This is a genomic window from Candidatus Profftia tarda (assembly GCF_904848675.1).
Taxonomy (GTDB): domain Bacteria; phylum Pseudomonadota; class Gammaproteobacteria; order Enterobacterales; family Enterobacteriaceae; genus Profftia; species Profftia tarda.
In genome coordinates, this window is record NZ_LR890047.1 from 363,646 (window position 1) to 380,640 (window position 16,995).

The 16,995-nt window shown below is 30.7% G+C and carries 7 protein-coding genes and 4 tRNA genes; 3 read left to right on the forward strand and 8 right to left on the reverse strand.

Annotation, left to right across the window (positions count from 1 at the left end):
• The first annotated feature begins 241 nt into the window (after positions 1-241).
• Positions 242-2,947: a preprotein translocase subunit SecA gene (gene secA, locus KTT71_RS00925; RefSeq protein ID WP_216782611.1), complete on the forward strand. Its 2,706-nt coding sequence runs from the start codon at positions 242-244 to the stop codon at positions 2,945-2,947.
• 2,415 nt (positions 2,948-5,362) lie between these two features.
• Here the strand turns inward: secA and coaE are convergent.
• Positions 5,363-5,992 carry a dephospho-CoA kinase gene (coaE, locus tag KTT71_RS00930; RefSeq protein WP_216782612.1) on the reverse strand — a complete coding sequence of 210 codons (630 nt, stop codon included), beginning with the start codon at positions 5,990-5,992 and terminating at the stop codon, positions 5,363-5,365.
• 442 nt (positions 5,993-6,434) lie between these two features.
• Between coaE and tmaR the strand changes: the two genes are divergently transcribed.
• Positions 6,435-6,776, forward strand: coding sequence for a PTS system regulator TmaR (tmaR, locus tag KTT71_RS00935; protein WP_216782613.1), 342 nt, complete (start codon positions 6,435-6,437; stop codon positions 6,774-6,776).
• Between the two features lie 421 nt (positions 6,777-7,197).
• Here tmaR and KTT71_RS00940 read toward each other — a convergent pair.
• Positions 7,198-7,273: transfer RNA gene (locus tag KTT71_RS00940), tRNA-Asn, on the reverse strand.
• 889 nt (positions 7,274-8,162) lie between these two features.
• On the opposite strand from KTT71_RS00940, the gene mfd reads away from it, so the two are divergent.
• On the forward strand, positions 8,163-11,618 hold the full coding sequence (mfd, locus tag KTT71_RS00945) for a transcription-repair coupling factor (RefSeq protein WP_216782614.1): 3,456 nt from the start codon (positions 8,163-8,165) through the stop codon (positions 11,616-11,618).
• A 1,312-nt stretch (positions 11,619-12,930) separates the two neighbouring features.
• Here the strand turns inward: mfd and KTT71_RS00950 are convergent.
• The 6 genes from KTT71_RS00950 to KTT71_RS00975 form a co-directional block, all read right to left on the reverse strand.
• A tRNA-Leu gene (locus tag KTT71_RS00950) sits at positions 12,931-13,017 on the reverse strand.
• Positions 13,018-13,027: 10 nt separating this feature from the next.
• A tRNA-Cys gene (locus KTT71_RS00955) sits at positions 13,028-13,101 on the reverse strand.
• 49 nt (positions 13,102-13,150) lie between these two features.
• A tRNA-Gly gene (locus KTT71_RS00960) sits at positions 13,151-13,226 on the reverse strand.
• Between the two features lie 160 nt (positions 13,227-13,386).
• Entirely contained in the window at positions 13,387-13,935 is a 549-nt protein-coding gene (pgsA, locus tag KTT71_RS00965) for a CDP-diacylglycerol--glycerol-3-phosphate 3-phosphatidyltransferase (protein ID WP_216782615.1), read from the reverse strand.
• Between the two features lie 167 nt (positions 13,936-14,102).
• Positions 14,103-14,294, reverse strand: coding sequence for a hypothetical protein (locus KTT71_RS00970; protein ID WP_216782616.1), 192 nt, complete (start codon positions 14,292-14,294; stop codon positions 14,103-14,105).
• Positions 14,295-14,474: 180 nt separating this feature from the next.
• Positions 14,475-14,639 (reverse strand): hypothetical protein, encoded by a 165-nt coding sequence (locus KTT71_RS00975; RefSeq protein ID WP_216782617.1) that lies wholly within the window; start codon positions 14,637-14,639, stop codon positions 14,475-14,477.
• Between the last annotated feature and the right edge of the window lie 2,356 nt (positions 14,640-16,995).

Sequence of the window (16,995 nt, forward strand, 5' to 3'; positions counted from 1 at the left end):
TAAGATATTACTATGACCGTAAATCTAAAAAATTATCTATCTATCTCTGTTTTAATAATTTTTAATTTGAATACTGTTCTTGTTCGAATTTCGCAATAATTTATCTAGATGGGAACCAGGATATTCATTACTATCACTATCTATAGTTGTACAGATCTTATTTATTTTAATGAATTACCATATCATCACTATAAATTTGGAGTGATGAGCACTGAATACTCCCCAAGAGATACTAGGATTTGTGTTAATGAACTTATTGACTAAACTTTTTGGTAGCCGTAACGAGCGCAAGCTTATTAGGATGCGCAAATCTGTAGCGTTGATTAATCAAATGGAACCATATATTGCAAAACTCTCCGATTCTGCTCTTAAAGCAAAAACTGATGAATTCCGTGAGCTACTGGCCAGAGGGTCAACTTTAGACAGCCTCTTGCCAGAGGCGTTTGCAACTATACGTGAAGCTAGTAAGCGTGTTTTTGGTATGCGTCATTTTGATGTACAGCTGCTGGGCGGTATCGTTCTAAACGATCGTTGTATTGCAGAGATGCGTACGGGTGAAGGAAAGACGCTGACAGCCACTTTGCCAGCTTATCTAAATGCTCTAACTGGGGAAGGAGTGCATATTGTTACTGTGAATGACTACTTAGCACAGCGTGATGCTAATAATAACCGGCCACTTTTTGAATTTCTTGGTCTTTCTGTGGTAATAAACTTACCTGGTATGACTACTATAGAGAAACGTGCTGCATACGCTGCTGATATCACTTATGGTACTAATAACGAATACGGCTTTGATTATCTACGGGACAATATGGCATTTAGCCCTGAAGAAAGAGTGCAGCGGAAACTACACTATGCTTTAATTGATGAAGTAGACTCTATTCTAATAGACGAAGCTCGTACACCGCTAATCATTTCTGGTCCTGCTGAAGATAGCTCAGAGATGTACATGCGTATTAATAATCTTATCCCCCAATTAATTCGTCAGGAAAAAGAAGACTCCGAGAGTTTTCAAGGTCACGGGCACTTCTCTGTTGATGAAAAAACCCGTCAGGTTAACCTAACCGAGCGTGGTTTGATCTTGATCGAGGAAATGTTAGTTGAAGTTGGGATTATACAAGAGGGGGAATCACTGTATTCCCCTGCTAATATTATTCTTATGCATCATGTTACAGCCGGGTTGCGTGCGCATGTGCTATTTATTAGAGATGTTGATTATATTATTAAAGACGGTGAAATTATCATCGTGGATGAGCATACAGGTCGTACTATGTATGGACGTCGCTGGTCCGATGGTTTGCATCAAGCAATAGAAGCGAAAGAAGGTGTTGAGATTAAAAATGAAAATCAGACTCTCGCATCAATTACTTTCCAAAACTATTTCCGTCTTTATCAAAAATTAGCTGGTATGACCGGTACTGCAGATACCGAAGCTTTTGAGTTTAGCTCTATCTATAAGTTAGATACTATAGTTGTTCCAACTAACCGTCCAATGATCCGTAAAGACATGCCTGATCTAGTCTACATGACTGAAATTGAAAAAATGGACGCAATTATTAAGGATATCCATGAATATAATAAACGCGGGCAGCCAGTACTTGTTGGGACTATCTCTATTGAAAAATCGGAAGTTCTTTCAGCAGCATTAACTAAATCAGGTATCAAACACAACGTTTTAAACGCTAAGTTTCATGAAAAAGAAGCTTATATTATTGCAAATGCTGGCCTCCCAGGTGCAGTAACTATCGCAACTAATATGGCTGGTCGTGGCACTGATATTGTATTGGGAGGTAGCTGGCAGACTGCAGTGTCTGATTCAGTAACAAGAAGAGATAAGCATATTCAAAATATTAGACCGGCATGGAAAATCCGTCATAATACAGTAGTTGCTACAGGTGGTTTGCATATTATTGGTACTGAGCGTCATGAATCGCGTCGTATTGATAATCAGCTGCGTGGACGTGCTGGTCGTCAAGGTGATCCTGGATCTTCTCGTTTCTACCTATCTATGGAAGATGCTTTAATGCGTATATTTACTTCTGATCGTGTTATGAGTATGATGAAAAAATTTGGTATGAAACCGGGTGAGGCTATTGAGCATCCTTGGGTGACTAAAGCTGTGGCTAATGCGCAACGTAAAGTGGAAAGCCGTAACTTCGATATTCGTAAACAGCTGTTGGAATATGATGATGTGGCAAATGATCAGCGTCTTGTAATTTACAACCAACGTAACGAATTGCTAGATATACAAGATGTGAAAGAAACTATTATCAGCATTCGTAAGGATGTTTTTCAAAATATTATAAATACTTATATTCCGCCACAATCACTTGAGGAAATGTGGGATATTGCAGGTCTGCAAGAAAAATTAAAGAACGATTTTAATCTAACTATTTCAATTAGAGATTGGCTCTTAAAAGATATTGAGCTACACCAAGACACTGTGTATGAACTTATTCTTCATCAGGCGGTTGAATCTTATCAAATACAAGAAGAATTTTTCGGTTTAAAAGCAATGCGAAATATTGAGAAAGGCGTGATGCTGCAAACTCTTGATTCATTATGGAAAGAGCATTTGTCCGCTATGGACTACCTACGTCAGGGTATTCACCTCCGTGGGTATGCACAGAAAGATCCTAAGCAAGAATATAAACGTGAATCTTTTATAATGTTTAGTGCCATGCTTGAATCACTAAAATATGAAGTGGTCAGCGTCTTGAGCAAAGTACAGTTTAGTACTTCAGCAGAACACTTAAAAGTATTAAGTAATCAATTCTTGAGACAAGAAGAGTCGTTAGATCAAAAAGATCAATTAAATAATATTGTTCAACAAAATTTATTGAATCCACCCTTGTCATTAAAAACTGATGGATGCACTATAGGTCGTAACGCGTCATGTCCGTGCGGTTCTAATAAAAAATATAAACAGTGTCACGGCCGTATATAAGTTAATATTTTAACTCTATTCTATTTTAAAATGAAAGCAACTTCCTAAATAAGTTATTAATATTATTACAATTTCATTCTACCTGTACAATATAGAAATTCTCCATTCTTTCAAGTGCAGAAATATATTATTTATAGTATTATAATTATAGTTTTATAGTAGATCATTATCTAAACTCAGATTAGAGAGGAATACAGTATAAACTTAGGTTAGAGTATAAATATTGTTATCAACAAGTCATTAATTTTAATTAGGTAATTACTCTATTTTCCGTATCTCTTTGATCTTATAAAGATCATTTCTGCTAAGTTATTGCGCTCAAAGTATTTATAATAAGAGATGATTATTGAGTTCTATTGATAAATATAAACATAATTTCTTTCTGTATTAATCAATTATGCCATAGACCTACTATAAGTATTTAATAAAATATTATTTTCATTATGCAGAATTATGTTATGTAATCAGTCTTAGATATTTATGGTGTCACAAGTATTATTGTTTGAGTTTAGAAAACAGAGTATAGAGTATTTCTTAATTATTTTTGGGTATTATATAAATATATATCAAGTAATTATTTTTTATTTTTGTTAGTTCTATAACTTTAATTTTTACGTCTTTCCTACACAAGGATTAGAAGATCGTGATATTAACACCTAATTAATTATCTTTACTTATTTTATTATGTAATCTGCATTTTTTATTATAAATATCCAATAAGTAGACAGCATGGATATAACAATATTATTTATTTATAAAATAAAACTTATATTTTAGTTAGAGATTTTAGTACTGTCTTCATTCTCAAGTTGTATGGCATATACGATTAATATATAAGGAGATCATGCTGAATGAAATGATTATAATAATGTAATCCAGATATATTTATATCTATAACCTCCATATTTTAATTATAAAATTAAAGTTTTATCTTTTATAAACACTACAAATTATTTGATGATTAAAATTTTTCAGCTATAAACAGATATTAAGAAAACTAGCGATCTCTTAGGTTTTTAATTATAGCAAACTTCTTCTAATAAAGTTAGCAACTAATTTAATTTTAAAACGCGCAGAAGATATAAATTTTATAGATTTTTATACTATAAAATATATCCTCCATAAGGAATAGAAAGATATTTTCATCACTAGTAGATAGTAATTACTAACATATAACTACTTTTATAGTAAATTCTTCTGGTCAAAAAATTGTTGTCAGCAAGAGTTCATCTTAGTGCTGATACTAAATTAGTTATACTGCACAAGTATAATATAAGTGCTAGGTTATTCATTATTTTACCAAGTATTTAAAATTTTTAGGATTAAATCAAATAATACTTAATTTTTTATCTAGTTAAGAAATAATATAAATTTATCTTGACAGGAAGGGAAAGCAGATCATTTACGCGTATTATTATAGAGTAAATAAGAAAACTATCTTTAAATAAATATCATGATATGATCATATCTAGTTCGTATTTTTAAATAAATATCACTGTATTATTATCTTAGTGATATATTAAAAATATATGTTATTACTTTTTGATTTAATGCTTGTGATCTAACTAAAAATAGATGAAAAATACTATTTAATGATTATTTTTTCTGTAATTTATTCTTCTTTCCTCAAGTGTGCTCTTATGCATTTTATATCGGTAATCTATTGTATTGCTCTATAATTAAGCTGTTTTAATTTTTAGAGTAATTTTCTATGTTATATTAACTGAGTTAGATATTTGAGAAATACTAGATGAGTATCTGTATGATATGTAGTAACAAATATATGTATATTTATAAAACTATTATTTACAATATCTTATAATGATTGATTATATCTAACATTAGATGAAATCTTAATAATCAAGATTAAATAGACATCAACCATCTTCTTATAAGAAGATGGTTGATGTCATGAAATATATATTTCAGATAATTTAATAATATATCATCTTAATTTTATGACCTAAAAAGATCTGTATATTGCCTCTATAAATCATAGTTTAACGTCTCTGCTTATAAAAGTTTGTATGATCTTATCAAAAGATTTTTCATCTTAATTAAGTATCTACTAATATCTAACATATTACTAAAGTTTTGAAAATTTAAAGGATCTTATCTGTAGTGTTTTGATCTGATTTTAAAATTTGATTACGTAGATTCTATATTATTTTTATTTGAGTTAATAGAATACTTCTTTATTATCAATAAACTATTACTATCATGCAAATTATGGTAGCAGTTTATATTATATTTCAAAATATTATTAATTAGTATTAATATTTTTTCTAATCTACAGTATTGATTTTGTAATTAAAGGATTTAACTTGTTTATTTCTATAATATTTATACTAAGAATAAAATATATTATTTAGTAGTTACGACCTCTAAATCATACCATGAATAAGAAATATCATACTAATATCTTTTTATATTATGTATTATTCCGCTAGTAGCTGCACGTTTTAAATAATAACTATGTAATTTAAATACTCTTGAAGATATTATTGTATGTTCGCTACTATTATCAATAATATCATCAGCACAAGATAAGCGCTGTATTCTAGTTGCCTGTGATAATAATATTTTTTTGGCTTCGTTGTAAGAAATGCCATCCCTACGCATGGTACGCTGCAGTTGTAACGCGGGATCAACATCAATTACTAATATTCTTTGTACTTGAGTTAATAATCGATTCTCAATTAAGAGGGGCACAATCCATAAGGCATAGGGGGCAATAACCTTTGCTAATTGGTGTTGACTTTCTTTATAAATCAGAGGATGCATCAAATCATCTAGCCAGATTTTTGCTTTCGGTTGATTAAAAATAATATTTCTTAGAGATATTCGGTTAATACTCCTATCATTTTGCAGAATCTTAGAGCCAAATTTATCTGAAATTTTTTGAAGTGTTGGTGTTCTAATCGCTATCATCTTTCTAGCAATTATATCTGCATCGATTATAGGTACTCCTAATAGCCTGAATTTCTCCGCAACACTGCTCTTTCCGCTGCCTATTCCTCCAGTTAATGCCACTATATAAGTCATGAATTTACCTTAATATAGTTCTTTATCTAAAATATATGGGTTGAGTTTATTTTGTGATCTACCAAAAATGATTTTTCAAATGCTAAATATTAGAGTAAATTTGATAGAGATTGAATTTATTAGCAATAAATAATACACGAGATTTATTCTGAATTATTAGATTATCAGATTTTACCTAACTTAATATAGAACCATTACTCTAATTGATTTCATAATCTTGAACACTGCATAAAGTATTGTTCTCATAATGACATAAAATAAGCGTATTTGTTTGTATAAACATATTTTAAAAGGATATTATAATCTTTTCATAAGAGCAACAAAATTATTATTTAATAAGGCATGCTAAAATATTTTTTAAAATATATAATGTGATTCAATAAATGGTAATTATCCAAGCGTGACAGCCTGATTTACAGTTATTTTTTCAGTTGAGGTATCAATGGAAAATATTAATCAGTTAACTTTCCAAGATGTTGTAGAGTTTGTTCGTATGTTTCGTCGCAAAAATAAGTTGCAGCGTGAAATATTAGATAATGAAAAAAAGATTCGTGACAACCAGAAGCGCATTCTCTTGCTAGACAATATGAGTGCTTACATTAAACCAGGTATGAGTATTGAATCTATTCAAGCGATTCTTGCTGATATGCGCGGTAACTATGAAGATCGTGTTGATGAATATATTATTAAGAATGCAGATTTATCGAGAGAGAGACGTGAGCTCTCTAAAAAGATTAAAATTTTAGGGGAAGGTGAATCTAGATCTAAAGAAAATTTTCTATAAGACGCAGTCTGTTTCGCAGATTTTGCTTTTACATTAATCTTTGTGTTAGAACAATTATAATATAACCTTGATAGATCTCAGTTGGATAAATGAAATAGTTGCGTCTTAACAAGATCTCATGCAATACTAGAAATATTCTGTAGTATATATGCTGATCTTAAAATATTCTCTTAAAGAGATCTAATTAAATCAGTGATTTATATTAAATTATTCTTTATTATTAAATATAGGATAAAATTGATAGAAACATTACATAATATATTTTAATACGCAAATTATATCTTTAATTCTATAAAGACTTTAATCTAATATTTAGATGAGTGATGTATTCGGATTGTCTAGCAGACATATTGGTTGTGAAGATATAATTTTAAAAAAATTTTTTTAACTATTATCCGGTATAATTATTTTTGTAATAAATTGGCTCCTCCGACTGGATTCGAACCAGTGACATACGGATTAACAGTCCGCCGTTCTACCGACTGAACTACAGAGGAATAACTATATAAACTATAGCTCTCTTGCTGTAGCTTGTCAAGACCAGATCTAAGATCTAAATATTTTTTATTTTAAAATATTATATCTCTGATTCAGATCTTCTGTAATACATAAAAAATAGAACATGATAAAATGAAATTACATCATTCTGATGATATCTCCTCAATTTATTGATTAAGATGTTCTAAAAGAAGTCAAATCTATCATATTTTATTTTTCAGGATTTATTTATGTATAATACCTAATTATTTAATGCATAGTTTAACCATTAATATAGTCTTTTGACTATATTTAAGATTAATACGATATATTTAGTAATTAAAATCATAGTCACTCGCAAGGAACATGCTTTAATTTGTATATTTATTAAATATATTTATACTTTTGTATATACCATGAATATATACTTTATGAGTATAAGGCTCAGTTATATTGTATGTATTTTTATAAAAATTATAATTTAATGTTGGGAGTCATAGTTTAACCATGTAGACTGATTGTTACAATGTGTTGATCGTCATTCTACTGAGTAATAATCCTCGGTATTAAAGATACCTGATGCATTGGTTAATTAAATTCACAAATATTTTTATAGTAAAACAATGATCTCTATTAATTTTCTATAAAATAGAATCAATGATAATAGATAAAAGTATCTTCATATGAGATGAGAAAGATGCGTTTAATAATTAAACTATATAATTAGTTATAAAATCTCAATAGCAAATTAATTAAGAATTAAAATAAATATAATTGATAGCATGATAATTTTCCTCAAAAAATTCTTTACTCTTCTGTTGCTAAAGTTATATAGGATGATAGAACATAGAACTGTAGCGCTCGATAGGATGTTGATTTAACGGAATAATATAAACTGACTAATAATTTATGTCCAAACAATATCAATTCATATTGCCTGATCGTTATGACCTGCCAACAAGAGCTGGCGATATACTTTTTTTAGGCCAGTTAACGGGTTCGGCTGATGCGCTGGAATGCGCACATATCTCTGAAAAACATTCTGGGCCAGTAATCCTAATTACTTCTGATATACAATCAGCATTGCGGTTGAGCAATGAAATCCAGCAGTTTACTATGCAAATAGTTACAACACTTTCCGACTGGGAAACGTTACCGTATGATAGTTTTTCACCGCATAAAGATATTATTTCAGCTCGCCTTTTAAGTTTGTATCAACTACCTACTATGAAGCGTGGTGTTTTTATCATGCCAGTAAAAAGTTTAATGCAGCGTGTGTGCCCTCATGAATTCCTGCATAGGCATTCATTAATAATGCAAAAAGGTCAGAAATTATCTGGGGATAGACTGCGTATAAAGCTTCAAAAAGCCGGTTATCGCAGCGTGGATCAGGTTGTTGAACACGGTGAGTTTGCTACACGAGGATCATTGCTAGATCTATACCCAATGGGCAGTGATAATCCTTATCGTATCAATTTCCTCAATGGAAAAATTGATAGCTTACGCATATTCGATATTGACTCGCAACGCACCCTTAATGAAGTTGAGTATTTTAGCCTGTTACCTGCACATGAATTCCCGATTACTGAAACTGCAATTGAGTTGTTTCGTAGTCAATGGCGTGAGAATCTTGAAGTGCGACGTGATCCAGAGCATATATATCAGCAGGTTAGTAAAGGAATATGGCCAGCAGGTATTGAATATTGGCAGCCGCTATTCTTTCGAAATTCACTTCCGCCACTTTTTAGTTATTTTCCATCCAGTACGTTACTAATTAATACTGCTGATCTTAAATCTGCAGCAGATCGTTTCTGGTTAGATCTGAACCAGCGTTATAAAAATAGATGCGTCGATCCTATGCGCCCGCTCTTAAGACCAAATAAATTGTGGCTATGCGTTGATGAGCTGTTTTTTTTAATAAAAAAATGGCCTTGTATTCAGTTAAAAAGTGAAAAACTAAAGCAAAAAAATTATCATATCAATCTAAAATATCACTCCCTACCTGAATTGAAGGTTCAAAAACAAAATAAAAATATGCTGCATGCCCTGCATGTATTTACTGAAATTAGTAAAGATACTATTATTTTTTCAGTAGAAAGTGAAGGGCGTCGCGAAACTTTAATAGAATTGTTAGCTATTATTAAGATCAAACCTGACTTTATTACGCATCTGCAAGACGCCGAAGAGGGTAAAATTTATATTATGCAGGGCGCATGTGAGCGTGGATTTATAAATCCAGTGCTTAAACTAGTTCTAATCTGTGAAAATGATTTAATTGGTGAGCGCTTTAGCCGTAGTCAAGAAAATAAAAGTAATACTAACACTAGTATTAGTAATTTCTCCGACCTTATTATTGATTATCCTGTGGTGCATGTAGAACATGGAGTCGGCCGATATTCTGGAATGGTTACTCTAACAATAGGTGGAATAAAAGGAGAATATTTGATTTTGAAATACGCAGATGATGCAAAATTATATGTGCCGATTTCTTCTCTTTTCCTACTAACTCGTTATTCAGGAGTTGCTATTGAAAATGCTCCACTGCACAAACTTGGTAGCGATTCTTGGGCAAGAGCTCGCAAAAAAGCCTCCGAGAAAGTTCGAGACGTAGCTGCTGAACTGTTAGATATTCATGCTATACGTGCCACTAAAACAGGTTTCGCCTTTAAGAAAGATTGCAAATCTTACCAGATGTTTTGTGAAGGTTTTCGGTTTGAACCCACAACAGACCAGAAGATGGCAATTAACTCTGTACTCCACGATATGTGTCAACCATTAGCCATGGATCGTCTAATATGCGGGGATGTTGGTTTTGGTAAAACCGAGGTGGCTATGCGTGCTGCATTCCTCGCTGTAGACAACAATAAACAGGTAGCGGTTTTAGTTCCTACTACTTTATTAGCTCAACAACATTACGATAACTTTCGTGACCGTTTTGCTAACTGGCCAGTACGTATTGAGATGATTTCTCGTTTTCGTAGTGTTAAAGAGCAGAAGCAGATAATAAGGGATACAATTGATGGTAAAGTAGATATTCTGATTGGTACACATAAACTTTTGCAGGCCGATATGCAGTGGAGTAATTTAGCGCTATTAATAGTTGATGAAGAGCATCGCTTTGGAGTTCGTCAGAAGGAGCGTATTAAAGCCATTTGTGCTTCGGTAGATATTTTGACTCTAACTGCTACACCAATACCAAGAACACTAAATATGGCAATGATCGGGATGCGTGAGTTATCTATTATTTCCACTCCACCTGCACGTCGTCTTGCGGTAAAAACTTTTGTACGAGAATATGATACTCTTCTTGTGCGTGAAGCCATTCTTCGTGAAATTACTCGTGGTGGCCAAGTTTATTATTTATATAACAATGTTGAAAATATAGAAAAAGCAGCTCATCGCTTATCTGAACTTGTTCCTGAAGCTTTTCTCAAAATAGGCCATGGACAAATGCGAGAGCGTGATTTAGAGCGTGTAATAAATGATTTTTATCATCAGCGTTTTAATCTTTTAGTTTGCACGACAATTATAGATACTGGGATTGATCTTCCAAATGCGAATACTATCATTATTGAACGCGCAGATCATTTTGGTTTAGCACAGCTGTATCAGTTACGTGGTCGCGTTGGTCGTTCATTTCATCAGGCCTATGCTTATTTACTAATGCCTGAACCACAATCTATCTCTGCCGATGCGAGAAAGCGTCTAGAGGCCATATCTTCTTTAGATCGTTTAGGATCAGGATTCATGTTAGCTACCCAAGACCTAGAGATTCGAGGTGCTGGGGAGCTATTAGGTGATGATCAAAGCGGCCAGATTAGCACTATTGGCTTTTCTCTGTACATGGAATTACTAGAAAGTGCAATTGATGCTTTAAAAGAAGGACGAGAGCCTTCATTAGAAGATCTGGTAAGCAAGCAGACGCTTATTAAAATTCGTCTTCCTAGCTTGCTTCCTGATTCTTATATTGCGGATGTAGGCACTCGCTTATCTTTCTACAAACGCATAGCTAGCCTTAGCAATATAGATGAGTTAGAAGATTTAAAAGTTGAACTGATTGATCGTTTTGGTCTGCTACCGGATACAGCTCGTAATTTAATAAAAAGCACTAAGTTTCGTCTAGATGCTATGGCATTGGGTATTTGCCGTATCGAATGTCATGAACAAGGCGGTTTTTTTGAGTTTAAAGAGAAAAATCAGGTTAATCTAATATTCCTCGTTGAATTATTGAATAAAGAACCTCATCTATTTCGCTTAGATGGACCTAATAAACTAAATTTTATTGTAGATCTTAGCGATAGCGAGGTGCGTCTAGAATTTATTGCCTATTTATTAGCTCTTTTAACAAAAAATAAGGTTACATGAGTAATACTAAAAAATATTCTAATATTTTACTATATTTCTTGAATACTAGTCACAAGATAGAAAAGTAACTAAAATTATTACTCGGACTTCCTATAAAATTTAGCATCATTATCAGATAATAATTTTATTGCTCTTATTAAGATATTTTGGGATCTTCATGTAATAATAAAAATTATTTTAGTATCTCATATAAACGAGATATCAAGATAATTTTTTATTGTCCTTATTGTCCTTATTGTCCTTATTGTCTTTGTTTTTAAAATCAATCTAATTCAATTAATATTATCAGCAGAATAATGTTATCTCGCTAAAATTTTATGCTTCGTATCAAAATCATCTCCTGGCTCATTTTTCATAAAAATCTTAAAAGTTTAAATTATTTTAACGTTACAGATAATTTCTTCGTTACCATCTAGAAGAGTCTATTAATAGTGCTTCAGTTATTTTTTAATAGTTAAGTATGATGTGATATTACAAGTAATATATTTCTCTTGTAACCGAAAAGAATTGATTTATTAATTTCAAAGAAAGTTTATTGGTCATATATACTATATCTCTATTATAGAAATACCGATAAAAAGATGATATCTTAGTATATTCTTTTGAATTTTACTATAATAATTTATGCTATGTACTATAGTTAGTAAGTTTACTGATTGTAATATGTTACTGTAAATAAATAAAATCTTAGGGTAGTTTTTATTTTCATATGTATCTTCTGCACCAGAATAGTTCTATTTGATACTACCGTACTAATTATTTTTAATTAGCATTCTAACATAATTAAATATTAAGCGCTATAAACGATTAACCTTTATCACATCTTATTTTATTAAAACTAGTAAGCATATAAATTTAGATAGTAATATACTATTATAGTTATATTAGAAGTATAGAATTAAGAAATTTTATAGTTTCAATGAAATACTATTTATAATATTATTTTTAAATTAAAAATATAAATAATATATGTAAATTTATAGCTTATAAGTCTATGGTTTTATATAAAAAATTTATCTCTTAAAAGATATAAAGGTTGACAAGAAAATTATCTAAAAACTTAATACATGTAATTAAATTGAAATTAAATATATTAAATAGCAGAAAAAATAAATATATTTTACTTTTAGTAAAGTGTGTTCGTTGTTTCTATAAAATATTTTTTGAATATATAATAATGTAGTTAAGTTTAAATTCTTAAGACTAAGAAGTAAAATAAATTACTAACACATTAATCTTCTCTTTGTAATTAATTATACAGAAAAGACTTTTGGTTGCAGCTGTATATGAAACGTATTTATTTTTTATAAAATGGTACCCGGAGCGGGACTTGAACCCGCACAGCGTGAAGGCTAAGGGATTTTAAGTCCCTTGTGTCTACCAATTTCACCACCCGGGCCGAGGAAATTTGGAGGCGCGTTCCGGAGTCGAACCGGACTGGACGGATTTGCAATCCGCTGCATAACCGCTTTGTTAACGCGCCTAAATACTTCATTTGAATTGCAGCTTCTTATTGAAGAATAATTATAGCATGGAGCGGGAAACGAGACTCGAACTCGCGACCCCGACCTTGGCAAGGTCGTGCTCTACCAACTGAGCTATTCCCGCTAAGTACGTAAATTATTCAACATCATTTTGCTTGTTTTTGTATCTTCTAATTTTATTAATTGCTTTGATATAATAAAACATATTCTACCTATCTCACAAAATTCGTCAACATCATTTTTTATTGCATTCCTACTGTAGGATAATTTAAACATTATTTCTGTCAAGATCTTAATAAATCTTTTCGTGCAGCATTTAAATATTGAAACATCGAGCAAAATGTTAATATCGCAGAAATATAAAATGTAATTACTCCGGCTATAATAACATACTCATCAGGACGCCATATTAGCGCAACTAGGGATAACATCTGAGTTGAAGTTTTTACCTTGCCAATCCGCGATACAGCCACATTGCTGCGCTTTCCAAGCTCTGCCATCCATTCACGCAGTGCTGAAATAATTATTTCACGGGCTATCATAGTAGCTGCTGGCAATGTAATCCACCAAGTATGGTAATGCTCAGATACCAATAAGAGAGCCGTAGAAACAATCACTTTGTCAGCAACAGGATCTAAGAAGGCTCCAAAGCGAGTAGTTTGTTTCCATCTGCGCGCTAAAAAACCATCAAACCAGTCTGTTACGGCAGCAAATACAAAGATAATTGCGCAGACAAGAGGTGTCCAGTTGAACGGAAGGTAGAACGCCAAAACAAATAATGGGGTTAAGATCATACGAAAAAGAGTCAGTAAAGTCGGTATATTTAATCGCATAATTTGAGTTAATAGCTCTTCTAGCTGTAGATATTATCTGTCTGTTGCGATAATGCCCTATTTTTAAATGAATTGTAGACCTTTTCTGCTAAATTTTTAGAAAAACTAGTTGCATTTGCAATTTATTTCACGTTATCATTCATTAAATGTTACAATTCTCCAACATACTATAAAATTTTTTGCCGGATTTTTAGTCTTATGCCCTCTATATTCTTAAGTGAAGCACTATAACGGATCGTGGTAAGTTTCTGGCGATATCTACTGAGCGTGTGCTTGTAAGATGCATTACTAATATTCTCTATAAGTTGCAATGCAGTAGAGTCTGATGACAGAGAAAACCCTGCTTCTGATGCTTGCAAGAAAATTCTCTCTAGTCCTGCTTTATGTGTTCTTCTTGTTGCAATACCACGTATTAGTGGTCTGTTTGTTCTACCGTGCGTCTAGTTTAGCAAATACTTCATTTGCCTGTCTTAATTGTCTGTTGTCTCCGTTAATAAAAATGATATCCGGAATCTTATATGATTCCAGATCTTTTCATATCAGCGACGTAGAATATGGTTTATTTCTGCATAATCATCACAAAGTTGAAAATATTTAATATTATATCGCCTATTTTTTTCGCGAATAGATCCATAGATATCAAAAATAAAGCAAAAGCCGACTAGATCTTCACCCATCATACCGCTAATATTCAAATATTCCATACGGCAGATATTTGATTGCTGTAATATTTTTTCTAGCGCTATGAATTGCTGATAAATCGTATATGTTTATACAGTTTTGATAACATCATTTTTGTATATTTTTTGAGCTTATTGCAGATGACATAATTCATTTTTATGTAGTACAATATATATTCTGATTCTGCTGCTATCTAATTTAGAGACCTATTGAGCTATAATATGTTTTTTTGATAACATAAAATCTAGTATTATTTTATTGTGTTATTTCGCTCGGATTTGCTTGTGAATAGAATTACCTTAGAAGACTATAAACTACTTCTATGAATTCAGCATTTGCAGGAACTTTAGGAAAGTAATTATTACTTTCTAGGATTGTGTCTTACCAGATAAAGAATTGATATAAGCAATGTCTGTATTAAATTCAGTACTAATAATATCTAGATCTTCACTATTCCTAGAAATCAATTGTTTTTTAATGAATCTATGTACTGTTTGAATCTGACTTCTAATATGTGCAGCTTATTCAAAATTTCGTCTTTTACTAGCTTCTGCCGTACGTAAAAATTAGTAAACCTAATACTTGACTATTTTTAGTAATAAGAAATAGGCGAATAAAGTTTACTTGCTGCTAATATTCTTCCAGAGTAACCTATATTTTTATATAGGAAGACAAAATAGTGCATAATCTGATATTGCATACAAGAACTCGAGCGATTTCTATAAAAGCTATTCTAACATTGTCTCATAGGAAAAATTCTTTGTAAAAGAACTAGTTTTTTCTAATATATTGAGCACTGGTAAAAGGACTAAAATATTACCCTTGCGCATGCTTATTATCACGATGTAACTACAGACAAGGATAAATCTCTCTACTTATAAATATAGGCGTTTAAGATTTATCATCGCGTAATAAGATATTATAATGAGTGTTATACATCTTGATGTATTTAGTTTTAAGCCTTATAGCCCTTAGTTTTCGTATGGTAACGGTTATATCTATACGAGTAATATTTTTAATAATTATTTCTGTCTTATAGCGTCCAAGATTTTGATAAAATAGGTAACTAGACGTTTCTTAAGGTCTTTGGCTTTACCAGTTATACATAATTTTGTATCAGTATCATCATGCATTAGATACACTCCATATTCATGAGTTACTGTTTTTAAAAAATTTAAAGCTTTAAAACTTTTAAATTATTGTGATATGTTCTCTTGTGTTAAGGAGTGTGTTTATTTTCATTAAGGATTGAGTTTATTAAGTATTATCACTAATATTTAGCTTAGAAAAATATAGTTATGCTGACTCTTGTTATGATATGCATTTTAGTTATATATGAGGTTTAATAATCTTATGCTTTTCTTTGTTATGCTATAAAATAAATTGAATTTTTATCTTCAGTCAAATCGGGAAAGATAATTTGTTTGCGTAATAATTAATCAAGTTATTTTCTGCTGAAATAATGGGTACATCATCTATTTATTACTCTGGTAATTTTATGCTTTTATATTTAATATAAATACACTTTATTACTAATGTGTATTATTTATTTTTTCTATATATATTAAATATATCTTTATATATTGTATCATGATTAGTATGTGATTTAAATTACAGTATAGTATGCTCTTGTCTTAGTGGATGCATTTAATAGATTTGATATATCCATGAAGTGATCTATGTAGTGTGAATGATTGTACTATTTGATCACTATGATATTAACGATGCTTTATCAATAGATAATATTGATATAATAATTTAAATAATATATTTTATTGCTATGAGTATTACGTAATATTATAAGTAATAATAATATTACATAAAATTAATATAGTATGAGTAATATAATACTATGTTTATATTTTATTGAACAAATAAAATATCCTCTTCATGTAAATTTAAAAACTTGATGATTACATGTACTAAGAATTTTATAAGTAATCTTGTCATGTAATATTGCTTAACAATAATTTTTTTAGTAGATATTTATATATTACTGTAGTCTTTATACTATATTTACTGAGTAAATTATTAAGCAGACATATATTTTTTGTATAATTATCATATTTATCAATTTAATAACCAATAACTCATATCGATATTTCAAGTCAGCAAAAGAACATAAATTTAACGATAGATTTAATATCTATATCTATTCTTACGCAGAAAGTTAATACATATTATATTATCAGTAAGAATGATATAAATATTATCAACAGAGTCTCTCTGGCTAATATGGAGTATAGTTTTTAGATAGATTCATACTAAAATAATGGGATATAATAGATGATGTAACTTTGTAAGTGATATTATTCAGTATGCTGTTATTATGATAACAGGAGTAATATTAATTTATTTTTAATTTTATATATGACAGCA

Coding starts and splice junctions, on each gene's coding strand:
- coaE (WP_216782612.1), bottom strand. CDS start 5,992: ATGACTTATATAGTGGCATTAACTGGAGGAATAGGCAGCGGAAAGAGC.
- tmaR (WP_216782613.1), top strand. CDS start 6,435: ATGGAAAATATTAATCAGTTAACTTTCCAAGATGTTGTAGAGTTTGTT.
- mfd (WP_216782614.1), top strand. CDS start 8,163: ATGTCCAAACAATATCAATTCATATTGCCTGATCGTTATGACCTGCCA.
- pgsA (WP_216782615.1), bottom strand. CDS start 13,935: ATGCGATTAAATATACCGACTTTACTGACTCTTTTTCGTATGATCTTA.
- KTT71_RS00975 (WP_216782617.1), bottom strand. CDS start 14,639: ATGGAATATTTGAATATTAGCGGTATGATGGGTGAAGATCTAGTCGGC.